Annotated in this window: 14 protein-coding genes; 7 read left to right on the plus strand and 7 right to left on the minus strand. The window is 73.5% G+C overall.

Annotation, left to right across the window (positions count from 1 at the left end; translation table 11 throughout):
- Nucleotides 1–241 precede the first annotated feature (241 nt).
- From ABZ573_RS15265 to ABZ573_RS15295, 7 genes are all read left to right on the plus strand, one after another.
- Nucleotides 242–496, plus strand: coding sequence for a phosphopantetheine-binding protein (locus tag ABZ573_RS15265; RefSeq protein ID WP_151452349.1), 255 nt, complete (start codon nucleotides 242–244; stop codon nucleotides 494–496).
- On the plus strand, nucleotides 489–2,078 hold the full coding sequence (locus ABZ573_RS15270; protein WP_358118610.1) for an acyl-CoA ligase (AMP-forming), exosortase A system-associated: 1,590 nt from the start codon (nucleotides 489–491) through the stop codon (nucleotides 2,076–2,078). Before ABZ573_RS15265 ends, ABZ573_RS15270 begins: the two co-directional genes overlap by 8 nt.
- The gene (locus ABZ573_RS15275) at nucleotides 2,075–3,292 is read left to right on the plus strand and encodes a pyridoxal-dependent decarboxylase, exosortase A system-associated (protein WP_151452350.1); all 1,218 of its coding nucleotides are present in this window, start codon (nucleotides 2,075–2,077) and stop codon (nucleotides 3,290–3,292) included. The genes ABZ573_RS15270 and ABZ573_RS15275 overlap by 4 nt, the downstream gene beginning before the upstream one ends.
- An 80-nt stretch (nucleotides 3,293–3,372) precedes the next feature.
- Nucleotides 3,373–5,865, plus strand: a complete 2,493-nt coding sequence (locus ABZ573_RS15280) for a BTAD domain-containing putative transcriptional regulator (protein WP_327028955.1) — start codon at nucleotides 3,373–3,375, stop codon at nucleotides 5,863–5,865.
- A 20-nt stretch (nucleotides 5,866–5,885) separates the two neighbouring features.
- A complete protein-coding gene (locus tag ABZ573_RS15285) occupies nucleotides 5,886–6,782 on the plus strand; it encodes an ABC transporter ATP-binding protein (RefSeq protein ID WP_225851865.1) in 897 nt (298 codons plus the stop codon).
- Entirely contained in the window at nucleotides 6,772–7,533 is a 762-nt protein-coding gene (locus ABZ573_RS15290) for an ABC transporter permease (RefSeq protein WP_151452353.1), read from the plus strand. The genes ABZ573_RS15285 and ABZ573_RS15290 overlap by 11 nt, the downstream gene beginning before the upstream one ends.
- Nucleotides 7,534–7,585: 52 nt before the next feature.
- Nucleotides 7,586–11,350, plus strand: coding sequence for an SDR family NAD(P)-dependent oxidoreductase (locus ABZ573_RS15295; protein ID WP_151452354.1), 3,765 nt, complete (start codon nucleotides 7,586–7,588; stop codon nucleotides 11,348–11,350).
- Between the two features lie 63 nt (nucleotides 11,351–11,413).
- On the opposite strand, the gene ABZ573_RS15300 is transcribed toward ABZ573_RS15295, so the two are convergent.
- The 7 genes from ABZ573_RS15300 to ABZ573_RS15330 all read right to left on the minus strand — a co-directional run bounded on the left by ABZ573_RS15300 (nucleotide 11,414) and on the right by ABZ573_RS15330 (nucleotide 26,272).
- A complete protein-coding gene (locus tag ABZ573_RS15300) occupies nucleotides 11,414–13,024 on the minus strand; it encodes an AMP-binding protein (RefSeq protein WP_358118614.1) in 1,611 nt (536 codons plus the stop codon).
- A complete protein-coding gene (locus ABZ573_RS15305; RefSeq protein ID WP_358118616.1) occupies nucleotides 13,021–13,806 on the minus strand; it encodes a thioesterase domain-containing protein in 786 nt (261 codons plus the stop codon). The genes ABZ573_RS15300 and ABZ573_RS15305 overlap by 4 nt, the downstream gene beginning before the upstream one ends.
- Nucleotides 13,803–14,867 carry an HAD-IIIC family phosphatase gene (locus tag ABZ573_RS15310; RefSeq protein WP_358118618.1) on the minus strand — a complete coding sequence of 355 codons (1,065 nt, stop codon included), beginning with the start codon at nucleotides 14,865–14,867 and terminating at the stop codon, nucleotides 13,803–13,805. The genes ABZ573_RS15305 and ABZ573_RS15310 overlap by 4 nt, the downstream gene beginning before the upstream one ends.
- Complete coding sequence (locus ABZ573_RS15315; protein ID WP_225851870.1) at nucleotides 14,864–16,015, minus strand: acyl-CoA dehydrogenase family protein; 1,152 nt, start codon at nucleotides 16,013–16,015, stop codon at nucleotides 14,864–14,866. The genes ABZ573_RS15310 and ABZ573_RS15315 overlap by 4 nt, the downstream gene beginning before the upstream one ends.
- Nucleotides 16,016–16,022: 7 nt before the next feature.
- A complete protein-coding gene (locus ABZ573_RS15320) occupies nucleotides 16,023–16,277 on the minus strand; it encodes an acyl carrier protein (protein WP_151452356.1) in 255 nt (84 codons plus the stop codon).
- A 10-nt stretch (nucleotides 16,278–16,287) separates the two neighbouring features.
- Entirely contained in the window at nucleotides 16,288–17,133 is an 846-nt protein-coding gene (locus ABZ573_RS15325; RefSeq protein WP_151452357.1) for a 3-hydroxyacyl-CoA dehydrogenase NAD-binding domain-containing protein, read from the minus strand.
- Between the two features lie 94 nt (nucleotides 17,134–17,227).
- A complete protein-coding gene (locus tag ABZ573_RS15330) occupies nucleotides 17,228–26,272 on the minus strand; it encodes a beta-ketoacyl synthase N-terminal-like domain-containing protein (RefSeq protein ID WP_358118621.1) in 9,045 nt (3,014 codons plus the stop codon).
- Nucleotides 26,273–26,276: the final 4 nt, after the last annotated feature.

Below are 26,276 nucleotides of genomic sequence, written 5' to 3' on the forward strand. Positions count from 1 at the left end.
CCGCGCCACCCGGCCGTGCGGCACCGTCGCTCTCATCCCGCTATCACCGGCACCACCGGGGCGACCGGACGACCCACGACGACAGCCGGACCAAGAGCCGGACGATGGCAGGTTGAGAGAGCGCCGTGATGAGGTTCCTCCGTCGGCGGGCCAGGCCCGCCATCCGGTCCAGGCAGGTGGCCGGCCGACGCGTCGCGACGACGCTTAGCGATCGAGAGGGACCACGGTGACGAACGCGGACATGCCTCGCTCATTCCAGGAGACGCTGCTCCCCCACCTTCCGTACGCCGAGGGCGGCGAGCTGGCCCCGACCGACGACCTCACGGCCCTCGGCCTCGACTCGATGGGCGTGGTGCAGCTGCTGGCCGACCTGGAAGACCGGTACGGCCTGGAGATGCCCGACGAGCGGCTGACCGAGGAGACGTTCGCGACGGTCGGGTCGCTGTGGGCGACGGTCGCCGAGTTCGTCACCGTCGAGACGGTCACCGGTGAGTGAGCTGGTCACCGCCGCTCCCGGCACTCCACTGGTCCGCGTCGACCAGCTGACCCGGTACGGCGCGGCGGACCGGCCCGCAGTCACCTTCAGGTCGGAGACGATCGACTACCGCGAGCTGACCGACCGGGTCGCCCGGCTCGCCCGCGGACTGCACGAGCTGGGAGTACGCCGCGGTGACCGGATCGCCGTGTACGCCGAGAAGCGGATCGAGACCGTCGTCGCGATGCTGGCGATCTCGGCGGCCGGCGCGGTGTTCGTCCCGGTCAACCCGCTGTTCAAGGCGCGGCACCTGGCACACGTCACGGCCGATTGCACGGCCCGCGTGGTGATCACGACGGCCGAGCGGTTCGAGACCGTACGCGCCGCGCTGAGCGAGAGCACCTCGGTCACCGACATCGTGCTCGTCGGCGCCGACGCCGTCACCGGGCCCGCCGGGCGCTGGCGGATCACCGACTGGCAGCGGCTGGCCGCGACCGCCGCCGACCGGGTACCGGACGGCGCGGTGGTGATCGACACCGACATCGCGGCCATCTTCTACACCTCGGGCAGCACCGGCGGCCCGAAGGGAGTGGTGCTGTCGCACCGTAACGTGCTGGCCGGCGCGGCGAGCGTCGCCGGCTACCTCGGGCACACCGCCGACGACACGGTACTGGCGGTACTGCCGCTCAGCTTCGACGCCGGCTTCAGCCAGCTGACCACCTCGTTCATCGCCGGCGCGCACGTGGTGCTGACCAACTACCTGGTACCGCGGGACGTGGTGCGGCTCTGCGCCCGGCACCGGGTGACCGCGCTGACCTGCGTACCTCCGCTGTGGATGCAGCTGGCGGCGCTGGACTGGCCGGCGGAGGCCGGTGCCGGGCTGCGCTACTTCGCCAACACCGGTGGCCGGATGCCGCTGGCCACCCTGACCCGGCTGCGCGCGCTGCTGCCGAACGCGCGGCCCTACCTGATGTACGGGCTGACCGAGGCCTTCCGCTCCACCTACCTCGACCCCGACGAGGTGGACCGTCGACCGGACTCGATCGGCAAGGCGATCGGCAACGCCGAGATCCTGGTGGTGCGGCCGGACGGCACGAACTGCGCGCCGGGCGAACACGGTGAGCTGGTGCACCGGGGCGCCCTGGTGGCCCAGGGTTACTGGAACGACCCGGCACGCACCGCGCTGCGGTTCCGGCCGGCCCCCGGCGCCGATCCGGCGATCCGTCCGGAGATCGCGGTCTGGTCCGGTGACACCGTCTACCACGACGCCGAGGGCTTCCTGTACTTCGTCGGGCGTACCGACGACATGATCAAGACCTCCGGCTACCGGGTCAGCCCCACCGAGATCGAAGAGGCCGCCTACGCGACCGGGCTGGTGAGCGAGGCGGTGGCGCTGGGCGTCGGCGACGAGCGGCTCGGGCACGAGGTGGTGCTGGTCGTCGGCGGCGACTGCGACACCGAGGTGCTGCGCAAGTCGCTGGCGCACGACCTGCCGACGTACATGTTGCCGCAGCGGACCGTCGTACTGCCGCAGCTGCCCCGCTCGGTCAACGGGAAGTTCGACCGGGTCGAGCTGCGCCGACTGGTGGAGGCCGGCTCGTGAGCGCGCCGGTCGGGTTCACCGCCACCGGCGGCCAGCTCACCGTGGGCACGGTACCGGTGGAGCGGCTGGCCGCCCGGGTCGGCGGCACGCCGTTCTTCGCCTACGACCGCCGCCTGGTCTCCGAGCGGGTCGCGGCGGTCCGCGCCGCGCTGCCGCCGGGCATCCGGTTGAGCTACGCGGTCAAGGCCAACCCGATGCCCGCGCTGCTGCACCACCTGAGTGGCCTGGTCGACGGCTTCGACGTGGCCTCCGCCGGCGAGCTGCGGCACGCGCTGGACACCCCGATGCCGGCCGAGCAGGTCAGTTTCGCCGGGCCGGGTAAGACGACCGATGAACTCACCCGGGCGGTCGCCGCCGGTGTCCTGATCGAGCTGGAGTCGGCGGGCGAACTCGCCCGGCTGCGCGAGGTCGGCAAGACCCTCGGCATCCAGGCCCGCGTGGCGCTGCGGGTGAACCCCGACTTCGCGGTACGCGCCTCCGGCATGCGCCTCGGCGGCGGTCCGCAGCAGTTCGGCGTCGACGTCGAGTCCGTCCCCGACCTGCTGCCCGAGCTGGCCGTCGACGAGATCGACTTCCACGGCTTCCACGTCTTCGCCGGCTCGCAGAACCTGCACGCCGAGAACATCTGCGAGGCGCAGCGTCGCACCGTCGACATGATCCTCACGTTGGCCGAGCTGACCCCAGCGCCGATCCGCTACCTGAACCTCGGCGGCGGCTTCGGTGTCCCGTACTCGGCCAGGGACCAGCCGCTGGAGCTGGCACCGATCGGCGAGAACCTGGCCGACCTGCTCGACACCCGGATCCGCCCGAACCTGCCGCACGCCCGGGTGGCCGTGGAGCTGGGCCGCTACCTGGTCGGTGAGGCCGGTGTCTACCTCACCAGGGTCGTCGACCGGAAGACCTCTCGCGGCAAGACCTTCCTGGTGGTCGACGGCGGGCTGCACCACCAGCTCGCCGCGTCCGGCAACTTCGGCCAGGTGATCCGGCGCAACTATCCGCTCGCGGTGGCCAACCGGTTCGACGCCGCGCCGGAGGAGACGGTCACCGTGGTCGGCTGCCTCTGCACCCCGCTGGACCTGCTCGGCAACGACGTGTCCCTGCCCCGGGCGGAGCCCGGGGACCTGATCGCGATCTTCCAGGCCGGCGCGTACGGCCTGACCGCGAGCCCGACCGCGTTCCTCGGCCATCCACCGCCGACCGAGGTCCTGCTCTGAACGCGCGCCCGCACGCCGCCGCAGCCCGACACTCCGAACCGTCGTCGTCGCAGTACCGCTGAATGAGGCAGGTGGATCAATTGGTCAGGCAGGAAGACGACGAACACGGACCGCTCTGCTTCCGGGTCCTCGGGCCGTTGCAGGTGCAGGGCGAGGAGCCGGTCACCGTGACGGCGCGCCGGCAGAGCGTCGTGCTGTCGCTGCTGCTGCTCAGCCCCAACCAGGTGGTGGCGCTGAAGTCGATGATCGACGCGGTGTGGGGCGAGACGCCGCCCACCACCGCCCGGGCCCAGGTGCAGACCGCCGTGTCGGTACTGCGCCGGTCGCTGGCCCGGGCCGGGCTCGGCGAGCGCATCCGGATGCAGGGCACCGGCTATCTCATCGACCTGGCGCCGGGCGAACTCGACCTGCACGTCTTCGCCGACCTGGTCGCCCGGGGCCGGGCCGCCGGCGTGGCCCGGGATCCGCAGGCGGCGCGGACGGCGTTCCGCGCCGCGCTGGCCCTGTGGCGCGGTGAGCCGCTCTGCGACGTGGACAGCGACGTGGTCCGGGCGAAGCTGGTCCGGATCGCCGAACGGCGGGTCGAGGTGCTCGAGGAGTGCATCGAGGCCGAACTCGAACTGGGCCTGCACCACGAGGTGATCGGCGAGATCCGGGCCCTGGTCGCCGAGTACCCGCTGCGCGAGCGACCGGCCGGCCAGTTGATGAGGGCGCTGTACCGGTCCGGCCGGCAGGCCGAGGCGTTGGCCACCTTCCAGGCGGTGCGCAAGACCTTCGTGGACGAGCTGGGGCTCGAACCGAGCCCGGCGCTGCACCGACTGGAGTTGGCCATCCTGACCGGCGCCGACCAGCTGGCGACGCCGGTGGCGGCCGGGCCCGGGCCGCAGTTGCGGATGCCGGTACCCCGGATGCTGCCGGCCCGGACGCCGGACTTCACCGGCCGCGCGGAGATGCTGCACCTGTTGCGGCACCGGCTCGGCGGCGCAACCGTTACAGGGCGCGACCGCCACTCGCTCGACGTGGCGGTGATCACCGGCTTCGTCGGGGTCGGCAAGTCGACCGTGGCCATCGAGACCGCTCACGCGCTGGCCGGCGAGTTTCCCGACGGCCAGCTCTACGCCCGGATGCCGCCCGGCCCGGACGGCGCCGCCGAGGTGCTGGAGCGGTTCCTCCGGTCGCTCGGCTTCACCAGGTCGGCCATTCCGGAGACCCTCGACGGCCGGGAGGCGCTCTACCGCAGCGCCCTCGCCGACCGGCGGATGCTGGTGGTGATCGAGGACGTCACCGACCCGACCCAGGCCCGCCCGCTCCTGCCCGGTACGCCGGCCTGTCGGCTGATCGTGACCACCCGGGCCCGCCGGGCGTGGCTGCCCGGCGCGCACGTCTTCGAGATCGACCGACTCGACGCCCACGACGGCATCGAGCTGCTGGCCGCCATGGTCGGCCGGGACCGGGTCGCCGCCGAGCCGAGCAAGGCCATCGAGCTGGTCGAACTCTGCGGTGGTCTGCCGCTGGCGCTGCGGATCGCCGCGAACCGGCTCGCCGCCCGTCCGCACTGGAGCCTGGGACAGCTCGCCGCCCGGCTCGTCGAGCCCGGGCAGCGGCTGGGTGGGCTGGTCCACCAGGGCCTGGACGTACGGGCCGGGCTGAGGGGGACCTACGACGCCCTGCCGCCGGCGGCACAACTGCTGTTCAGGCACCTCGGCGAGTTGGAGACCGACACCTTCGCGGCCTGGGTGGCCGCCCCGCTGCTGCAGCTCGACGCGGACTCCGCCGCCGAGGTGCTGGAGACCCTCATCGACGCCCGGCTGGTCGACGTGCTCAGCGGCACCGGCGGGGCCACCCGCTACCGACTGCGTGACCTGGTCCGGCTGCACGCCCGTGACCTGTCGCTGGCCGAGAGCAGCGCGGCCGACCGGGCCGCCGCGACCCGACGGATGCTCGGCGGGTGGCTCTTCCTGGCCGACGAGGCCCGGCTGCGGCAGGGCGGCCACCGCATCGCCCGCCATTCGGCCGCGGCCGTCTGGCCCCTGGCCGAGCCGCTCGTCGACGCCGCGCTGACCGATCCGCTGGCCTGGTACGAGCGGGAACGCACCGCGCTGCTGGCCGCGGTCCGGCAGGCCGCCCGCGCCGGCGAGGTGGCCTACTGCTGGAACCTCGCCGCCGCCGTCGCCGCGCTCGCCGAGACGCAGTCCCGCTTCGGCGAGTGGCGGGAGAGCAGCCTCTGCGCCCTGGAGGCCGCGGTGCGGGCCGGGGACCGACTCGGTGAGGCGGTGATGCTGTACGGGCTCGGCCGGCTCGACCTCTGCGAGCAGCGGCTGGACCATGCCGCGGCCCGGCACGAGGTGGCCCTGGAGGCGTTCGACCAGCTCGGCGCCCTGGACTGGCGGGCGATCACGCTGCGCTCGTTGAGTGCGGTGCACCGGATGAGCAGCCGGCCGGCGCAGCTGGTGCCCGACACCGGCGCGGCGCGTCGGGACGACCGGCATCCCGAGCACCGGGTAGCGGTCGGCCGCATCCCGTTCCGGCAGCACCAGTTCGGGCTGGCCAGCGGCATGGCGGAGGACCAATGACCCAGGGAAGGGACGCTGATGTGAGCACGATCAAGGCGCAGCCGGTCGGATCGCCGGCGCGGCACCAGGATCAGGAGTGGACGTCGCTGGAGGCGGTCGAGGTCACCAAGCGCTACGGCGACGTGGCCGCGCTGGCCGGCTTCAGCCTGACCGTCGCCCGAGGCGAGATCGTGGGACTGGTCGGACACAACGGTGCCGGCAAGACCACCTTCGTCGAGGTGGTCTCGGGCCTGATCCGGCCGGACAGCGGGGTGGTGCTGGTCGACGGTCGGACACCCACCCAGGCGCGCGGGCAGATCGGCATCTCGCCGCAGCACATCGCGCTGTACCCGCCGATCACCGTCCGGGAGCACCTGCGGCTCTTCGGCGGCATCGCCGGGCTGCGGCGCCAGGCACTGCGTACCGAGATCGACGACCTCGCCACCGGTCTGCACCTGACCGGGTTCCTGGACCGGCCGGTCGGGGTGCTCTCCGGCGGGCAGCAACGCCGGACCCAGGCCGCGGTGGCCCTGATCCACCGACCGTCGCTGCTGCTGCTCGACGAGCCGACCGCGGGCGCCGACCCGGAGACCCGGCAGGCGCTGCTCAACGTGGTCAAGCAGCGGGCCGGCGAGGGGGCGGCGGTCATCTACACCACTCACTACCTCAACGAACTCACCGACCTGCAGGCAAGTATCGCGGTCGCCCGACGCGGCCGGATCATCGCCCGCGGCAGCAGCGCGGAGCTGCTGGAGGGGTTGCCCGGCGAGGTCCGGGTGACCTTCGCCGACGAGGTGGTGCAGGTCTCCACCACCGACCCCACCACCGCCCTGGTGGAGCTGCTGAAGGGCACCGACCGTCAGGTCGAGTCCGTCGAGCTGCGCCGTCCCGACCTTGACGACCTCTACCACTCGCTGGCGGTAACCGATGTCGACTGACGCCCTTCGCCGTACCGGCCTGCTGGTCCGGCACAACGCCGTGCTCCGGCTGCGCGACCCCGCCCAGCTGATCAGCTACATCGCCCTGCCGATGGTGCTGATGCTGGTGCTCAAGCCGCTCTACGAGGAGGCGTTGGACAGCGGCACGCTGCAGGCGGTGACCGGGCCGCTGGTGATGTTCTCGGTCTTCGCGCTGTCGATCGTCGGCAACTCGATCCTGGTCGAGCGCGAGTGGCGCACCTGGGACCGGCTGCGGGCCAGCCGGGCCGGCCGCGTCGAGCTGCTGCTCGGCAAGACCGGTCCGGTACTCGTCCTGCTGCTGTTGCAGCAGGCCGTGCTGTTCGCGTTCGGCTGCCTGGTCGTCGGGCTGCCGCTGCCCCGGCCGTCCGCGGTCGGCTACCTGGCCCTCGCGGTCGGCATCTGGGGACTGACCCTGCTCGCGGTGGGCGCCGCCCTGGCCACCGTGGTACGCAGCCGCGGCGAACTGAGCGTCGCCTCCGACCTGGGGGCGATCATGGTCAGCGCGCTGGGCGGCGCGCTGGTGCCGGTGTCGCTGATGCCCGGTTGGGCGCAGCACGTCGCGCCGCTCTCCCCCGGCTACTGGGCCATGTCGATGCTGCGTGCCGCGGTCGACAGCGACCCCGCCGGCATGCTCCGCCCGGCACTGGTCTGCCTGGGCATCGCCCTCGTCGCCGGAGGGCTGGCCTCCTGGCGGCTCGCTCGGGGCTGGGGCCGCAGCCGGCTGATGTGACCGGCACGAGCAATCCGTCCGAACCCCCGATCCGGTGTACCTGGAGGTCATCGTGACTGAAACTGACTACGACTCCGCGGTCGCGCTCATCGGTATGGCCGGGCGCTTTCCGGGGGCGGCCGACGTCGGCGAACTCTGGCGCAAACTGCGCGACGGGGTGCCCGGGCTGCGGCCGATCACCGACGAGGAGCTGACCCGCGCCGGTGTCGCCCCGGCCCGGGCCGCCGACCCGGACTACATCCGGGTCGGCGGCCCGGTCGACGACCTCGACCTGTTCGACGCGGGCGCGTTCGGCTTCAGCCCGCGCGAGGCCGAGACGATGGAGCCGCAGCACCGGCTCTTCCTGGAGTGCTCCTGGCAGGCGCTGGAGGCCGCCGGCTACCAGCCGGTCGACCCGGGCGCCCGGGTCGGTGTCTTCGCCGGCTGCGCGTTCCCGGACTACATGATCGACAACGTCGCGCACATGGTCGACGAACCCGGTGAGGGCCTGCTCTTCGCGGTCGGCAACGAGCGGGACTCGCTCACCTCGCTGGTCTCGTACAAGCTCGGGCTGCGCGGGCCAAGCGTGACCGTGCAGACGTTCTGCTCCACCTCGCTGGTCGCGGTGCACCTGGCCTGCCAGAGCCTGCTGACCTACGACTGTGACGTGGCCCTCGCCGGTGGCGCCTTCCTGCCGCTGCCCCAGCCCGCCGGCTACCTCTACGAGCAGGGCGGGATCCTCTCCCCCGACGGCCGGGTGCGCAGCTTCGACGCGGCGGCCAACGGCAGCGTGATGGGCTCGGGGGTCGGGGTGGTGGCGCTCAAGCGGATGACCGACGCGCTCGCCGACGGTGACGTCATCCACGCGGTCATCCTCGGCTCGGCGGTCAACAACGACGGGCCGGAGCGGGTCGGGTACACCGCGCCCGGCGTCGAGGGCCAGGCCGAGGTGATCGAGACGGCGCTGGCCGTCGCCGGCGTGAAGTCGGAGACCATCGGCTACGTCGAGTGCCATGCCACCGGCACGCCGCTGGGCGACTCCATCGAGCTGGCGGCGATGAGCCGGGTGTTCCAGACGACCCCGCCGACCCCGTGCGTGCTCAGCTCGGTCAAACCCTCGGTGGGGCACCTGGACCGCGCGGCCGGGGTGACCGGCCTGATGCGCGCCGCGCTGAGCCTGCGGCACGAGATCCTGCCGGCAGTCGCCGGCTACACCACACCGAACCCGACGCTCGCCGCGGCGGCCGACCGGTTCACCGTGCTCACCGAGCCCCGCCCCTGGCCTGCCGGACCCGACCCACGCCGCGCCGGGGTCAGCTCGTTCGGGCTCGGCGGCACCAACGCGCACGTGGTGTTGGAGCAGGCGCCGGCGCGTGTTCCCCGGGCCGCGACCGGTCCGCAGCTGCTCACCTTCTCCGCCGGTGACCCGACGGCGCTGGAAGCGCTGACCGACCGGCTGCGCCAGCACCTGGTCCAGCACCCGGAGGCCGACCTCGCCGACGTCGCGTACACCCTGCAGGTGTCCCGTGGGCGCTTCGCGCTGCGCCGGGCGGTGGTCTGCCGGGACCGCGACGACGCGATCGCGGCCCTGGCCGACGCCGGCCGGTGGATCGACGGCGAGACCCGTCGGCGGGACCCGGCGGTGCTGCTACGCGCCGGTGACGGCGTACCGGACGCCTGGTGGGCCGAGCTGTCCGCAGCGGTCGGCCCACTGCTGCCGGCTGACGGCGCAGCGCGTGGCACCGACCGGAACAGCGTGCTGGCCGACCTGGGCACCGGGCTGGCCCGGCTCGGGGTGGTGCTGACCGGCGAGCCGGCCGACTCCGCCAGCCCGGTCGAGGTGCTCGTCGCCCCCGGTGACGAGGTCGCCGCCGAATGGGTGCTGACCACCCTGGCCCAGCTCTGGCTAGCCGGGGCGACGGTGGACTGGGCGGCGCTGCACCTGGGTGCCGGCCGGCGCGTCGAGCTGCCGACCTACCCGTTCCAGCGCAGCCGGTACTGGGTCAAGCCCCGCCCGGCGCAGGCCACCGCGGCCCGGCCGGTCGAGGGCCGCGTCGACGACCCGGCGGAGTGGACCTACCTGCCGACCTGGACACCACGCCCGCTGGACACCGCGGACCTGGACGAGCGGCTGCGCGCCGCCGGCCCATGGCTGGTGCTCACCGCCGACGAGCGCGGCGAGGCGCTGCTCGCCCGACTGGCCGAGGCCGGCGCCGAGGTCTGCGCGGCCCGGCCGGGCGAGGCGTTCGAGCAGGACGAGGCCGGCGACTTCACCGTCCGCGCGGACGCACCGGACGACCTGGCCGAGCTGGTCCGTGCCCTGTTCGTCGCCCCGCGCACCATCGTGCACGGGTTCAGCCTGGGCTCCCCGGAGGGCACCGGCGGCGAGCACTTCGAGCGGGGGCAGGACCGGGGATTCCGCTCCGCGCTCGCCCTGGTACGGGCGCTGGCCGACGACCCGGACACCCCGCCGACCGAGCTGGTGCTGCTGACCTCCGGGGCGCTCGGGGTGCTCGGCGCCGATCTGCGCCACCCCGAGCACGCCACGCTGGCCGCGCTGGCGCCGAGCCTGGCCCAGGAGAACCCGTTCCTGGCCTGCCGGCACGTCGACGTGGCCGGCACCGTCGACGTCGAACAGGCGCTCGCCGCCAGCGTGCACCCGCACCAGGGCCCGGTCGCCGTCCGGGACGGCGACGCCTGGTCCCGGCACTACCGACCGCACCCGCTGCCCGCCCCGACGGCGGACCGGCCGATCGTCAGCGCCGGTGACACCGTGCTGATCACCGGCGGGCTCGGCGACGTGGGGCTGGTGCTGGCCCGACACCTGGCGGAGCGCTACGGCTGCCGACTGGTGCTCACCGCCCGGACCGCGCTGCCGCCGCGCGAGCAGTGGCCGGCGCGGAAGGACGGCGACGACCGGGTCGCCCGGCACATCCGCAACATCCTCGACCTGGAGCGGCAGGGCGCCGCGGTGCTGGCGACAGCCGCCGACGTCGGGGACGAGGCGCGGATGCGCGAGGTGGTCGACGCCGCGGTGGCCAAGTTCGGCGGCATCGACGTGGTGGTGCACGCGGCCGGCATCCAGAGCCCGGAGTACTTCGGGCTGGCCCACCTCTCCGACCGGGCGTCCTGCGACGCGCACCTGAACGCCAAGATCCACGGCTTCCACGTGCTCCAGGCGGTGCTCGGTGAGCACGCCCCGGACCGGCGCATCACGCTGTCCTCGGTCTCCGCCGTGCTGGGCGGGATCGCGCTGGGACCGTACTCGGCGGCGAACGCCGGCCTCGACGCGTACGCCCGGGTGGCCCGGCTGCGCGGCGAGGGGCGCTGGATCACCGTCGACTGGGACACCTGGGCGATCGATCCGAGCCGACCGGACGGGATGACCGGACAGACGGTCCGCGAGTACGAGATGTCGCCGGCCGAGGGGGTCGACGTCTTCGGTCGGGCCCTCGCCGCCGTCGGGCACGTCGGCCACCTGGTGATCTCCACGGGCCCGATCGAGGCCCGGATCGCGCAGTGGGTCACCAACGACCCGGCGGCCGGCGGTGCCGAGGAAGTCGAACGCGAGCGCCATCCCCGGCCCACGCTGGCCACCCCGTACGTCGAACCGGAGGCCGGGGTGGAGCGCACGATCGCCGACATCTGGGCGGCCACCCTCGGCCTGGAGACTGTCGGCGCCACCGACAACTTCTTCGAGCTGGGTGGACACTCGCTCATCGCCATCTCGCTCGCCACCAAGCTGCGCAGCAACGTCTCGGCGCAGCTGCCGGTCACCGCGCTGGTGGAGTACCCGACGGTCCGCCAGCTGGCCGCCCTGGTCGGGCAGGATCAGTAACAGTCAAGCTGAACAAGCGAGGGGGGCACCGGCGGTCCGCCGGTGCCCCCCTCGCTCGCCGGGTCAGCTGCCGACCAGCTCGGCGGCGGTCGCGGCCAGCGCCCGACGGTCGGTCTTGCGGTTGGCGTTGAGCGGAAACTCGGCCAGGAAGACGAACCGCCGGGGCAGCAGTGCGCGCGGCAGGGTGGCGGCCAGTTCGCCGGCCAGCACGGCGGCCGGACGGCGTACCCCCACGCAGAACGCCACCAGCACGTCGTCGACCACCACCGCTACCGCGTCCTGGACGCCGTCCAGCGCGCGCAGCCGGCACTCGATCTCGGCCAGTTCGACCCGTACCCCACGGATCTTGACCTGGTGGTCCACCCGGCCGAGGTAGGCCAGCTCGCCGCCGCCGATCGGCCGGACCAGGTCACCGGTGCGGTACCAGCGCTCGCCGCCGTGGCGCAGGAACCGGCCCTCGTCGTCGGCCGGGTCGAGGTAACCGGGGAACATCTGGTCCCCGGTCACGCACAGCTCACCGACGGTACCGGCGGCGGCGCCGGGCAGCTCGATCCCGGCGTCGTCGGCCGCCTCCCGGGCGACCGGTCGGATCAGGTGGCGCATGCCCGGATGCATGGTGCCGATCGACACCACGTCGTTGACACAGCGGGCCGGCGACGAGTCGGGGTCCCACCGGTGCACGCTGCACGAGATGGTCAGCTCGGTCGGGCCGTACAGGTTCTCCACCAGGCTGCCCGGTGCGGCGGCCTGCCAGTCGGCGGCGTCGTGCGCGAGCAACGGCTCCCCGCAGAACAGGCTCCAGCGCAGGCTGGGAAAGGCGTCGGGCGCCAGCCGGCGCAGCCGGCGGGCCAGCGCGATCACGCTGGGCGAGGAGAACCAGACGGTGATCCGGTGCTCGGTCAGGAACTCCGCGAGGTTGGCGTAGCAGGTGGGCGGGACGGTGACCACCGTGCCGCCGCTGCCCCACCCCGCGAAGAGGTCGAACATCGCCAGGTCGAAGGTCAGGTCGAAGGTCTGGGAGAAGACGTCCGCGGCGGTGAAGCCGTACCGGTCGTGCACGAACCGCAGGTACGCGTCGACGTTGCGGTGCAGCACCGGTACGCCCTTGGGCCGGCCGGTGGAGCCCGAGGTGAACAGAATGTAGGCGATCTCGTCGGCACCGACCTGCCGGGGCGCGGCCAGCGGGGTGCCACCCGGCTCGCGGACCACCACCACGTCGGTGAGTTCGGCGGCCAACTCGGGCAGCACCCGCTCGCCGTGCTCGTCCACGATCAGCGTGTCCACCCGGGCCGCCGCCATCATCTGCCGGGTCCGCTCGGCCGGGAAGTCGGGGTGCAGCGGCACCACCGCCGCACCGGAGTAGACCGCGGCGAGCAGACCGGCGTACGCCTGCGGGGTGCGGCTGGCCAGCAGTCCGACCCGGCGCGGCGCCGCGCCGGCCGTGGTGACCAGGTCGCCGGCCAGCGCCAACGCCCGCTCGTGCAGCCAGCGGTAGCTGTAGGTGTGCCCGTCGACCCGCAGCGCCTCGGCCGTCGGGTCGATCCGCAGCCCCCGGTCGAACCACTCAGCGAGCACCCGGGGCGGCGCCCCGGCCGGCACCGGGGCCGGCCGGGGCGGATCGTCGATCGACCGCTCGGGCCGCGGCGACCGCCTCGCGATCTGCGCGGTGCTCACGGGGTCCCTCCCACCGGCCCGGCGCCGGCGAGCACACCGAGCGCCGCGCCGATGTACCGGTGGGTCACCGAGGGCTGTTCGAGGACGGCGAAGTGTCCACCACCGATGCTGTGCGCCCGGAACCGCCCGGTGGTCTCCTCGCGCCAGCCGTGCATCGACACCGCGCTGGCGCGTGGGTCGTGGCTGGCCGCGATCGCGGTGATCGGCACCCGCAGCGGCGGCTCGGGCCGGTACCGGTAGTTCTCCTTGAGCGCGAAGTCGCCGCGGAACGGCGGCAGGATCATCCGCCGTACGCTCGGGTCGGCCAGCATCCAGTCCGGTGTACCGCCGAGCCGGCGCAGCATCGCCACCACCTGCTCGTCGTCCAGCCCGGTCACCTGCGGGTCGGTGTCCGGCGTGCCGGGTGCCGGGCTGGCGGAGACGAAGAGGTGCACCGGGTCCGGGCCGCCGCGCCGGCGGATCTCGCGCACCAGCTCGAACCCGACCACCGCGCCCAGGCTGTGCCCGTAGACCGCCCAGGGGCGGTCGTCCTCCGTGAGCACCACCTCGGCCAGCTCGCCGACCAGCGCCTCCACCCCGGTGAACGGCTCCTCCCGCAGCCGGGTCTCCCGGCCGGGCGGCTGCACCGGGCAGACCGCCACCGGCCCCAACCGGCCGAACCAGGGCCGGTACGCCGACGCCGACCCGCCGGCGTGCGGCAGGCAGTAGAGCCGCACGTCGCCGTCGGACATGCCGAACGGCAGCCAGCGGCGCAGCCGGGTGTCGTCGACCGTCCTGGTCACCGCAGCACCTCGATCCGGACGTAGTCCGGCGGCTCCTGCAGGTTGTCCAGGTTCGCCGCCAGCACCAGGTGCGAACCGTCCCGGCTGACCTCCCGGAAACCGCTGAACGCGTAGGTGATCTGCATCATCCGGTTACGGCCGGTCTCCACGAAGTCCGCCCGCAGGCCGGCCCCGGCCGCCTTCGCCTGGCTCATGATGTGGCCGAGCAGCACCGAGCCGACGCCCCGGGACATCACCCGGCAGGACATCAGGATCATGTGCAGCCGCCAGTCCGGCTTGCTCTTCTCCACCAGCGCGACGCCGATCTTGCCGTACGAGCCGAACCGGTCGGTCAGCGTCGCGACCAGCAGCAGGTGGTCCGGTGACTCGCGCAGCGCGTCGAGCTCGTCGTAGGAGTACGTCTTGCCGGTCGAGTTGAGCTGGTTGGTGCGGACGGTCAACTCCTCGGCGCGCTGCAGGTCCTCCCGCCGGGCCGGCTCGATGGTGAAGGTCATGTCCAGGGTGGCGAGGAACTCCTCGCTGGTCCCCACGAAGTCGGCGGCCACCTCGTCGCGGGTCAGCTGGCTCTGGTACATGCCCCGGCGCTGGGCCGACTCGTCGGTGATGAACCGCGGCCGGAACTCCACCCCGGTCAGCACCTGCTCGATGTCGGCGGCGTCCACACAGGTCACCTCGGGCAGCGCGTACGCCACCTCGGCCAGCTCGAACTCCTGGTCGTCGACGAAGGCGAACGCGTCCAGGCCCAGGTTGAGCTTCGCGGCGATCTGCCGGATCGACTCGGACTTGGCGTCCCAGCCGATCCGGGGGAACACGAACATCTCGTCCAGGCCGAGTTCGCGCAGCTTGGCCATGGCCGCTTCGTGGTCGTTCTTGCTGGCCACCGAGTTGAGCACACCCATCGCGTCCAGCGCGCGGATCTGCGCGACCGCGGCCGGCCGGACGGTCACCTCGCCGTCCTCCAGCAGCACCCCGTCCCAGACGGTGTGGTCCAGGTCCCAGACCACGCACTTGATCCGGCCCTGCTTGGGCTTGGTCGGCGGGGCCTGCGCCAGTACGCTCATGCCGCCCACCCCCGGTAGGCCTCGCCGGCGATGGTCATCCGTTGGATCTCGTTGCTGCCTTCGATGATCTCCATGACCTTCGCGTCCCGGTAGTAGCGGGCGACCGGGTAGTCCGGGCTGCACCCGTTGGCGCCGTGCACCTGGACCGCCTCGGCGGCGTGCCGCGCGGCGGCGGTGGAGGCGAAGTACTTCGCCACCCAGGTCGCCATGATGGTCGAGGCGTCACCGGCGTCCTTGAGCCGGCCGGCCTCGGCGACCAGCATCCGGGCCGCCCGGACGTCGGTCACCATGTCGGAGATCTTCGCCTGGATCAGCGGCAGGTCGCGCAGCGGCGAGCCGCCGACCCGGCGGCGGGAGGTGTAGCCGACGCAGGCGTCCAGGCAGGCCTGGAGGATGCCGACGCTGCCGGTGGCGACGCTGTACCGGCCGAGGTCCAGCGTGCCGGTGAGCACCATCCCGGAGGCGAAGGCGCTCGGGCCGAGCTGGGCTTCCCGGCCGAGCAGCACGTCGGTGAAGGTGATCTCGGCCAGCATCGACGCCCGGGTGCCGAGCATGTCGTGGATCGGCCGCACCGACACCCCGGGGGTGTCCCGCGGCACCAGCAGCGCCACGATGCTCGACGCGGTCCGGGCGAAGACCAGGAACAGGTCCGCCCGCTGGCCACCGGTGGTCCAGGTCTTCACCCCGTTGAGCAGCCAGTCGCCGCCCCGGGCGACCGCGGTGGTGGCCAGGTTGGAGGTGTCGCTGCCGGCGCCCGGCTCGGAGAGGCAGAACGCCCCGAGGGTACGCCCGCTGGCCAGCTCCGGCCCCCAGCGCGCCAACTGCTCGGCGTTGCCCCAGCGCTGCACCGCCCAGGAGGCCATGGTGTGCACGGTGAGCAGGCTGCGTACCGAGGAGCAGCCCCGGCCCACCTCCTCGTGCACCTCGCCGAGGGTCACCAGGTCCAGCCCGGCGCCGCCGACCGCCGGGGGCAGGAACGGCGCCCAGAGCCCGGCGTCGCCGATCCGCTCCAGCAGTTCCTCGGGGATGGCGCCGGCCCGGTCGTAGGCGTCGGCGTACGGAGAGATGTGCTCGTCGACGAAGGCACGGGTGCTGGCCCGGGTTACTGGTCCGGTCAGCAGCAGCGGCGCCTGCATGAGACTCGTCATCGCCGCACTACCCGACCGTCACGCCGCGACGCTGCCGGTCCACCAGCGCGGTCATCGCGCTGACGGTACGGAAGTTGTCGATGCTCAGCTCGTCGTTCGGGATCGTGAACTCGAAGGTCTTCTCGAGGAACATCACCAGCTCCATCGCGAAGAGCGAGTTGATGTAGCCGCAGGCGAAGATGTCGTCGGTCTCGCCGATCTGCGCCTGCGGGAAGCGCCCCTGGATGAAGGACAGGATCTGGGTGTTGACCGTCTCCGACATGGTGTCGTCCTCAGCTCTCGTAGTTGTAGAAGCCACGGCCGGTCTTCCGGCCGTGCAGTCCGGCGTCGGTCATCTGCTTGAGCAGCGGGCACGGGCGGTACTTGCTGTCCGCGTAGTGCTCGTAAAGGACCTCGACGCTGTAGAGGATCGTGTCGACGCCGATCAGGTCGGCGGTCTCCAGCGGACCCATCGGGTGCCCGAAGCAGCCCCGGAACACCTCGTCGACCGACTCGGCGGTGGCGACGCCCTCGTGGACCAGGAACGCCGCCTCGTTCACGGTCAGCATCAGCACCCGGTTGGAGACGAAGCCGGAGGCGTCCTTGACGTCGACCGCCTTCTTCCCCATCCCGCTGAGCAGCTCCCGGGTGCGCTCGATGGTCGACGCCGAGGTGTGGAAGCCGGGGATCATCTCCACCACCGGCTTGGCCGGTACCGGGTTCATGAAGTGCACCCCGATGACCCGCTCCGGGTGCTTGCCGACTGCGGCTACCCGGGTGATCGGGATCGCCGAGGTGTTCACGATGATCACCGTCTCCGGCGGGCACACCTCGTCGAGGCGCTGGTGGACCTCGCGCTTGATGTCCCAGTTCTCGGTGACGTTCTCGATCACGGCCGAGGCCTTGTCCAACGCCTCGACCCCCACCGCGGTGGTGATCCTCGCCAGGATGGCGTCCGGGTCCAGCGCCGGTCCGCCCATCAGCCGGCTCATCCGGCAGTTGCGGGCGATCACGGCCCGGGCCCCGGCGAGGATCTCCTCGGTCCGGTCGACCAGGACGACCTCGTACCCGTACTGGGCCAGATTCTGTGCCACTCCGACGCCCATGACGCCGGCGCCGACTACGCCGATGACGGTCATGACTTCTCCCTTTCCGTACCCTGGTTGACTGAACTTGCCGAGCACCCGCCGCCGACGGGTCGCGTGCGCTGGTTGGCGGAGACGGACACCGTCGTCACGACGCGCGGCGGCGGGCCGCCGCGGTCTTCAGACCGGACCGGCGCAGCTGCGCCCGCAGCTGACCGTCGTCCTCGGCCGCGGCGGCGGCCCGGGCGGCGGTGCCGTCGATGACTCGCGCGAGCGCGGCCACCGTCGGTGCCTCGTAGAGGATGTGTGGCGGCAGTTCCGCCTCGGCGAACCGGCGGCGCAGCGTGTTGAGCAGCGCGATGCCGAGCAGCGAGTTGCCGCCGAGTTCGAAGTAGTTGTCGGCGACGCCGACCCGCTCCAGCTTGAGCGAGTCGCACCAGACCTCGGCCACGCCCAGCTCGGTCGGCCCGGTCGGCTCCTGGTAGCGGGTCACCAGTTCCGGCCGCGGGTGGCGCGCCTCGGAGCTGGCCGTGCCGTTCGGCGCGGTCACCGCTTCGACGTTGAACCACCGGCTGAACCGGACCATGGTGGCCAGGTCCTGGGTCGCCGCGACCAACTGCGACTCCCCCGAGGCGAGCGCCCGCAGCAGGGTGCGCCAGCCCTCCTCGAAGGTGATGCCGAAGCGGGCCCGGTTCGCCGAGAAGAACGCCTGCACCTCGCTGTCGAACCCGCTCAGCCCGCCGTCCCAGGCGTTCCAGGCCCACTCGCCCCAGTCCACCGAGAGGGTGGGGCGTCCGGCGGCGGTGAGCATGTTGGCGTAGCGGTCCAGATAGGCGTTCGCGGCGCAGTAGTCGACCTGGCCGGGGCCACCACCCGTGGCGGAGGTGATCGACGAGAAGAGCACCAGGAAGTCGAGCCGGATCTCGTCGTCGGCACCGACCCGCAGCGCCTCGACGATCGCCCGGGTGCCGGCGACCTTGGGCGCGAGCACCAGGTCGGAGTCGGTGGGCAGCTTGAACTGCATCAACCCGGTGCCGGGTACGCCCGCGGTGTGCAGGATGCCGTGCAGCGCGCCGAAGCGCTCCCGGGCGGTGTCGACCGCCCGCCGGACGTCGGTCGGGTCGGCGACGTCACCGACCACGATCTCGACCTCGGCCCCGGCCTCGACGAGCGCCTGGACCCGTTCCACCCGGCTGCGGGTGCTCTCGTCGACCTTGTCGGAGCCGGCCAGGATGCCGGCCCACCGCTCGGTCGCCGGCAGACCGGTGCGCCCGAACAGCACCAGCCGGGCCCGGCAGTCCTGCGTCAGCTGCGCGGCCAGGCCGAGCCCGATGCCGCCCAGCCCACCGGTGATCAGGTACACCCCGCCGTCGCGGAGCACCTGGCGGGCGGTGTCCAGGTCGGCCGGCGGGATCGACTCGTAGCCGCACACCCAGCGCCGACCGGCGCGGATCGCCACCGTCGGCTCGGTCCGCGGGCGACGCAGCTCGGCGACGACCGCGCCGGCCGGGGTGGCCGGCTCCACGTCGACCAGCCGGGTGCTGACCGACGGGTACTCCAGCGGGATGACCAGGGCCGGGCCGAGCACGGTGGCGCTGGCCGGCCGGGCCTCGGCGCCGTCGAGCACCTGCTGTGAGCCGGTGCTGACGATGTCCAGAGCCCACCGGTCCAGGCCGAGTTCGGCCGCCGCACGGGCCAGTGCGACCAGGGTGTGCAGGCCCAGCGACACGGTCCGGTCGTCGTCCGGCAGCTCGCCGAGGGTCCACAGGTGCACCACCCGGTCCAGTCCGACCCCGGCCGCCCGCAGGGCGCGCAGCATGGTGAGCGCGTCCGTCGGGTCTCCCGGCCGGACGGTGTAGCCGTCGGCGGCCGCGTGGTACTCCGTGCCGGCCCGCACCACGGTCAGCCGCGCGCCGGTGGCCGCCGCGGTCCGCTCCAGCTCGGCGAGCACCCCGTCGGCGGTGGCGCCGGTACCGGCGTAGACCAGCCACGAGTCCGGCTGCCGTTCGTCGGCGGCCGGGGCTGCGGTCTGCCGCCACACCGGCAGGTGCAGCCACTGCTCCTCGGGCAGCCGCGGGATCCGGCCGATCTCGGCCAGGCTGGTCGGTTCGGCCGGCAGCTCGGCGCCGCCCTCCCGCCCGGCGGTCATCGGCGTCTGCTCGATCCAGTACCGCTGCCGCTCGAACGGGTAGGTGGGCAACGGAATCCGGCCGGGGGCGGCCCGGTAGACCGGGGTGGCCCCGTCGCCGCGGCCGTGGTGTGCCGCCCAGTCGATTTCGACGCCGGTCAGCCAGAGCCGGGCCAGCGCGTCGGTGAGCACCAGGTCGGCGGGGCGCGGGTCGCTGCCGGCCGGCAGCGTCGCGGTGATCAACGGCCAGCGCTGCGGCGGGCAGCCGGCGGAGCGCACCAGCGCGCCGAGCGACTGGCCGGGGCCGATCTCGACCAGGGCCAGTTCCGGGTCGGCGAGCAGCACCTGCACACCCGCCTCGAACTGCACCGGCTGGCACATGTGCCGGGCCCAGTAGGCCGGGTCGCGCACCAGCGCGGCGTCGGCCAGCGCGCCGGTGACGTTGGAGATGTAGGGCAGCCGGGGCGGGTTGAGCCGGATGTTGGCGGCCACCCAGGCGGTCAGCTCGTCGCTGATGCCGGCCAGCATCCGGGAGTGGAACGCGTGGCTGGTCTCCAGTGGCCGGCACGGGATCTCGGCCTGACGCAGGTCGGCGGCGAGCTGGTCGAGCGCGGCGGTCGGACCGGCGACCACCACCGTCTCCGGCCCGTTGATCGCGGCGATGTCCAGCCCGCGCTGCTCCAGCCGGAACCGGCGGCGCAGCTCGTCGGCGGCCAGCGGTACCGCGGCCATCGAGCCGGTCTCCAGCGCCCCGATCAGCTTGGCCCGGTGCACCACCAGGGCGATCGCGTCGGGTAGCGACAGCACCCCGGCCAGGCAGGCCGCGACGTACTCGCCGAGGCTGTAGCCGAGCATCGCGGTCGGCCGCAGCCCCCAGGCCAGCAACGTGCTGGCCAGCGCGTAGTCCACGGCGAAGAGCAGCGGCTGGGCCACCTCGGTGCGGCGCAGGGCGGCGGTACGCGGGTCGGTGCCGCCGCCCCGGCCGAGCAGCGCCGCCAGGTCGGAGCCGCCGCCGCGGGGCCCGGTGAGCAGGTCGGTGAGGTCCAGTTCGGGCAGTGCCGCGGCGATCGGGGCCAGGCACTCGTCCAGCGCGGCGCGGAACACCGGTTCGCGCCGGTACAGCTCACCGACCAGTCCCGGGTACTGCTCGCCGACGCCGGCGAGCAGGAACGCCACCGGTCGGCCCTGTACCGCCTCCACCCGGCCCATCGGGGGCGGGGCACCGTCGCGTCCGGTCAGGGTGCCGACCGTCTCGTCCAGGGTGGCGGTCACCGCCACCCGCCGGTGCTCGAAGGTCTTGCGTCCGACCTGCAACGAGAACGCCACGTCGGCCAGCCTGGCGTGCGGCTGGCAATCCAGGTGCTCGCCGAGGCGCCGCACCGCGCGGTCCGCCGCGCTCGCGGTCCGGGCCGACACCGGCACCACCTGGTACCGGCGGGTGTGCGCCGGGCCGGTCAGCTCGTCGGTCTCCGGCACCTCCGGGCGTACGGGCGGCTCCTGCACGACGACGTGCACGTTGGTGCCGCCCATCCCGATGGAGTTGAGCCCGGCGATGCGGGGCCGGCCCTCGGTGGCCGGCCACTCGGCGAGATCGACGTTGACGTAGAACGGGCTGTTCTCGAAGTCGATCGCCGGGTTGGCCTGGGTGTAGTGCAGGGTCGGCGGGATCACCCGGGACTGCAGGGACAGCGCGGTCTTGATCAGGCCGGCGGTACCGGCCGCGTGGTTCATGTGCCCGACGTTGGTCTTGACCGCGCCGATCGGGCAGTACTGCCGCTGCTCGGTGCTGCCGAATGCCCGGGTCAGCGCGGCGACCTCGATCGGGTCACCCAGTTCGGTCGCGGTGCCGTGCGCCTCGACGTAGCTGATCTCCTCGGGGCTCACCCCGGCGTCGGCCATCGCGTCGGCGATCACCCGGGCCTGTCCGGCGACGCTCGGCGCGGTGTAACCGACCTTCAGCGCGCCGTCGTTGTTCATCGCCGAGCCGCGGATGACTCCGTAGACGTGGTCGCCGTCGCGCAGCGCGGCGTCCAGCCGCTTGAGCACCACGACGGTGGCGCCGTCGCCGAACATCGTCCCGCTGGCCTGCGCGTCGAAGGTGTGCACGTGCCCGTCGCGCGACTCCATGCCGCCCGGGGTGGACAGGTGGCCCTGCTTGTCCGGCACCCGAATCGACACGCCGCCGGCCAGCGCCATCTCGCAGTCGCCGCTGCGCAGGCTGCGGACCGCCAGGTGCACCGCGACCAGTGAGGTGGAGCAGAAGGTCTGCACCGCGACGCTCGGGCCGTGCAGGTCGAACAGGTACGACACGGTGGTGGTCAGGGCGTCCTTGTCGTTGCCCATGATGAGCTCGTACTCGCTCAGGTCCTCGTGCATGCTCAGCTGGCCGAGCGCGCCGAGCAGGTAGGTGCTGATGTTGGTGCCACCGAAGACCCCCACCCGCCCCCGGTGCTCCGGCCGGCAGTAGCCGGACTGTTCGAGCGCCTCCCAGCAGACCTCGAGGAAGAGTCGCTGCTGCGGGTCGGTCAGCGCGGCCATCCGCGGGCTGATGCCGAAGAACCCGGCGTCGAAGCCGGCGATGTCGTCGAGGATCGGACGGGCCGGTACGTAGGCCGGGTCGTGCGCCAGCTCGGCCTGCACGCCCGCCTCGACCAACTCCTCCGGGGTGAAGAAGCTGATCAGCTCCTCACCGGCGCAGAGGCTGCGCCAGAAGGCGGCCACGTCCTCGGCGCCCGGGAACCGCCCGGCCATCCCGACGATGGCGATCCGCCGGTCCAGCTGCTCCCCGTCGAGCACCGGCGCGGTCGATGCCGCCAAGACCAGTTCGGCGCCGCCGGGCGCGGCCGGTGCGGCGACCGGCACGGGTGCCACCGGCGCGGCGACGGCGGCCGGCGCGACGGCCGGCTCTCCGGTCCGGGCCGGCGCCGCCGGGGCCGGGCCACGCTGCTGCTCGAGCAGCGCGCTGAAGGACCGGACGGTCGGCGCCTCGAACAGCGACACGGTCGGTACCGCCACCGCGAACCGGTTCTTGACCAGCCCCAGCAGCCGGGGCACCAGCAGCGAGGTGCCGCCGAGGTCGAAGTAGTTGTCGTGGATGCCGACCGGCTCGATGCCGAGCACGTCGGACCAGAGTTCGGCCAGCGCCCGCTCGGTGCCGGTCAGCGGCGGGGTGTAGGGCTGCGGCAGATCCGGGCGCGGGTGGCGGATCGCATCCCCACCGACCGGCTCGACGGTCGCGCCGCCGAGGCGGGGCAGCCGGTCGTCCAAGCCGCCGGCGGCGACCACCACGGCGGGCAGCGCGGTGCCGACCAGCCGGTCGAAGGCGGCCAGGGCCTCGGCATCGCTCATCGAGTGGCTGGCCATGCTCGCGCCGATCCCGTCGCGCAGCCGCTGCAGGGTGCAGGCCCAGGTGTCCCAGCCGGCGGAGATCCACCGGCTGCGTCCGTCGGCGCCGGCGTGGGCGAGCGCGGTCAGCGCCGCGTTCGCCGCGGCGTAGCCACCGAAGGTCACCCCGCCGAGCAGGGCCGAGGTCGAGGAGAAGAGCAGGCACCAGTCCGGTACCAGCCGGTCGTCCAGTCCGGCGACGATCCGGGCGATCACCCGGGCGCCGTCCACCTTGGCTCCGAACTGCCGGGCCACCGCGGCCCCGTCGAGGTCCCGCAGTGCCACGAAGGTGTCGGTGCCGGCGTCAGCCGCCGCGTGCACCACGCCGTCGATCCGGACGTCGGTGAAGAGCACCCGCATGGCCGCCTCGTCGGTGACGTCGACACGCGGGGTGCGCACCGTCGCGCCGAGCGCCCGCAGGGCCGCCACAGCGGCGTGCCGGGGGTCGTCCGGGTCGTCGGGCAGCCCACGCCGGCTGGTCAGCACCAGCCCGGCCGCGCCGTTGCGCACCAGGTGCCCGGCGATCGTGAGACCGATGTCGCCGAGACCGCCGGTGATCAGGTAGGTGCCGCCGCTGGCCACCGGATGGGTCTCCAGCGGCGTCGCCGGTGCCTCGTACGTCGGCAGGTACCGGATGCCGCCCCGGTGGGCGACGAGCACCCCGTCGGAGCGGCGGCCCAGCTCGGCGGCGAGGGCGTCGGCCATCGCGCCGGGGCCGTACTCCGGGTCGAGGTCGACGTTGACGCTCTCCAGGTCCAGGTACTCCTGATTGGCGACCACCGGCAGCACCGCGACCGCGGCCTGGGCCGGCGCGGTGCCACCGACGGTCACCCCGGCACTGTCCGGCACCGCCTGGCCGCCCTGGGTGACCACCATCACCCGGGTACCGCTGCGGCCGCTACCGCCGCAGGCGGCGAGCACCGCCGAGGCGCCGTGCACCGCGGCGGCGGCCGCGTCGGCCGGCACCGGCTGCGTCATCGACAGGTCGACCACCGTGTTCGGGCCGGCGCCGAGCAGCGCGACGAGGTCGCCGGGGCAGGTCGCCAGCACCACGTCGCCGCCGGAGCGGCGCAGCCGGGTGGCCAGTTCGTCGGCCACCTCGGTGGCGGCACCGGCACCGGCCGGCGCGAGCAGCACGTACCGCCCGGCGGTCGGGACGGTGGCGGCACCGGTGGGCGCCGCTCGCCATCGCTGGGTCAGCAACCGCACGTGCTCGTCGCCCGGGGCAGGCTCGGCCTCGACCGCCTCGGTGCCCGGCCGGGCCACAGCCGGGCTGGCCGGTCGCTCGAACCAGTGCCGCTGCCGCTGGAACGGATAGGTCGGCAGGTCCGCCAGCCGGGCCGGGCCACCGCGCAGCGCGGACCAGTCGAGGGTCACCCCGATCTCCCACAGCCGCCCACAGGTGTCCAGCAGGCTCGCCACGTCGGCCGCGTCCCCGCCGGTCGCCACCGCGGGCAGGGTGCCGAGCAGGACGGTGTCCGGCTGATCGGGGAGCTGGCTGGCCAGCAGGTCGCCGAGGACGGTACCCGCGCCCAGCTCCACCAGGACGTCGACGTCCCGCGGCAACTGCCGGGCCAGGTCGGTACCGTCGGCCGCGACCGTGACCACGGGGATCGCCGGCGCCTGCCGGGTCACCGGGTCGGACACCTCGGCCGCCTCGGTGCCGCTCGCCGTGTCGTCGGTCGGCCGGGCCCGCAGGCTGGTCAGCCGAAGCGCGTCGGTGAGGGTGAGCACCCCGGCCAGGCAGTTCCCGACCTGCTCGCCGATCCCCTGGCCGACCAGCACGTCCGGCCGGACCCCGCGGTGCAGCAGCAGCTGGGCGAGCGCGTACTGGACGACGAAGTGAAACGACTCGGCCAGTTCCGGCCGGTCGGCCTCGGCACCGGGTCCGGCGTGGAGGAACGGCCGCAGGTCCAGCCCGCAATGCTCGGCGGCGATCTCGACGCAGCTGTCCACCGCGGTCGCGTAGGCCGGCTCACGCCGGTAGAGCCCGCCCCCGAGCCCGCGGTGACCGGCACCGGAGTCGGGCAGCAGGAAGGCCACCCGCGGCCGGTCACGCAGGCTGCGCACACCGGCCGCGCCGGCCGCGGCGGTGAGCTGCCCGGTGGCGTCGGCGGTGTCCGTGGCGAGGACCGCCCGGCGGAAGCGGTGCTCGGCCCGCCCGCTCTGCAGGGTGTACGCCAGGTCGGCGACGGTGCAGCGGTCCAGCGCGCCGCCCAGCGCGCCGAGCTGCTCACGCAACGCCGCCGGGTGGTGCGCGGAGACCGGCAGCAGGTACGGGCCGGGTGCCTCGGCGACCGGCTCGGCCTGCGGGGCGGCCTCCAGCACCAGGTGCGCGTTCGTACCCGACCAGCCGAACGAGCTGACCCCGGCCAGCCGGGGCCGGTCCTGCTCGGGCAGGGCCAGCGTCGTCGTCGCCGGCCGCACGGTGTCGCTGGCCAGGGCCGCCTCGGAGGGGTTGACCAGGTTGAGGTTCGGTGGGACCATACCCTGCTTGAGCACCAGCACCGTCTTGATCAGCCCGGCGATGCCGGCCGCCGCCTGGGTGTGCCCGATGTTGGTCTTCACCGCCCCGACGTGCAGCGGCGTCGCCGGGGACCGGCCGCCGAAGACGTCGCCCAGCGCGCCGAGCTCGATCGAGTCGCCGAGCCGGGTGCCGGAGCCGTGCGCCTCCACGTAGCAGATCTCGTCCGGGCTGGTCCGCGCGGCGGCCAGCGCCCGGCGGATGACGTCCACCTGGGCGCCCCGGTTCGGCGCGGTCATCCCGTTGCTGTGACCGTCCTGGTTGACCGCCGAGCCGCGGATCACCGCGTGGATCCGGCGGCCGTTGCGCAGCGCGTCGGAGAGCCGCTCCAGCACCACCACCCCGGCGCCCTCGCCCATCACGTAGCCGTCGGCGTCGGCGTCGAAGGTCTTGTTCAGGCCGTCCCGGGAGAGCATCGAGGTGGCGCAGGCGTTGACGTACAGATCGGGTTGGATGAGCAGGAAGCCGCCCGCGGCCACCGCCAGGTCGCACTCGCCGCGGCGCAGCGCCGCACTGGAGAGGTGCACCGCGACCAGCGACGACGAGCACGCGGTGTCCAGGGTGACGGTCGGGCCGCGCAGGTCGAAGTGGTACGCGAGGCGGCCGGCGACCACGCTCGCCGAGCTGCCCTGCCCGGCGTACGGGTCGGTGAAGGCGGCGGCGCCCTGCAGGTCGGACTGCAACCGGCCGTACTGGGTGGTGTCCGAGAAGCCGATCATCACCGAGGTGCGGCTGCCCGCCACCCGGGCCGGCGGGGTGCCGGCGTCCTCCAGCGCCTCCCAGGTCAGCTCCATCAGCAGCCGCTGCTGCGGGTCCATCCGCAGCGCCTCCCGGGGTGGCGAGCCGAAGAACTCGGAGTCCCAGCGGGTGATGTCGGAGAGGAAGGCTCCGCGACGGGTGTAGACGCCGTGGTCGGCGACGTACGGGTCGAGGTCGTACCGGCCGTCCGGCGCGTCGTCGAGCACCGCGCTACGCCCGTCGCGGAGCAGTTCCCAGTAGGCGTCCACGTTCTGCGCGCCGGGCAACCGGCAGGACAGGCCCACGATGGCGATCGGCTCGTGCCGGCCGGCATCGGCCTCGGCGAGCTGCCGGCGCGCCTCAGTCAGGTCGACGGTGACCCGCTTGAGATATTCGCGGAGCTTGTTCTCGGCTGCCATCTGT

The sequence above is a fragment of the Micromonospora sp. NPDC007220 genome, assembly GCF_040634035.1.
Taxonomy (GTDB): Bacteria; Actinomycetota; Actinomycetes; order Mycobacteriales; family Micromonosporaceae; genus Micromonospora; species Micromonospora reichwaldensis.

What these genes read in the sequence shown, in the direction of transcription:
- ABZ573_RS15315 (WP_225851870.1), bottom strand. Translation starts at nt 16,015, where the DNA reads ATGACGAGTCTCATGCAGGCGCCGCTGCTGCTGACCGGACCAGTAACC.
- ABZ573_RS15320 (WP_151452356.1), bottom strand. Translation starts at nt 16,277, where the DNA reads ATGTCGGAGACGGTCAACACCCAGATCCTGTCCTTCATCCAGGGGCGC.
- ABZ573_RS15310 (WP_358118618.1), bottom strand. Translation starts at nt 14,867, where the DNA reads ATGAGCGTACTGGCGCAGGCCCCGCCGACCAAGCCCAAGCAGGGCCGG.
- ABZ573_RS15325 (WP_151452357.1), bottom strand. Translation starts at nt 17,133, where the DNA reads ATGACCGTCATCGGCGTAGTCGGCGCCGGCGTCATGGGCGTCGGAGTG.
- ABZ573_RS15265 (WP_151452349.1), top strand. Translation starts at nt 242, where the DNA reads ATGCCTCGCTCATTCCAGGAGACGCTGCTCCCCCACCTTCCGTACGCC.
- ABZ573_RS15290 (WP_151452353.1), top strand. Translation starts at nt 6,772, where the DNA reads ATGTCGACTGACGCCCTTCGCCGTACCGGCCTGCTGGTCCGGCACAAC.
- ABZ573_RS15330 (WP_358118621.1), bottom strand. Translation starts at nt 26,272, where the DNA reads ATGGCAGCCGAGAACAAGCTCCGCGAATATCTCAAGCGGGTCACCGTC.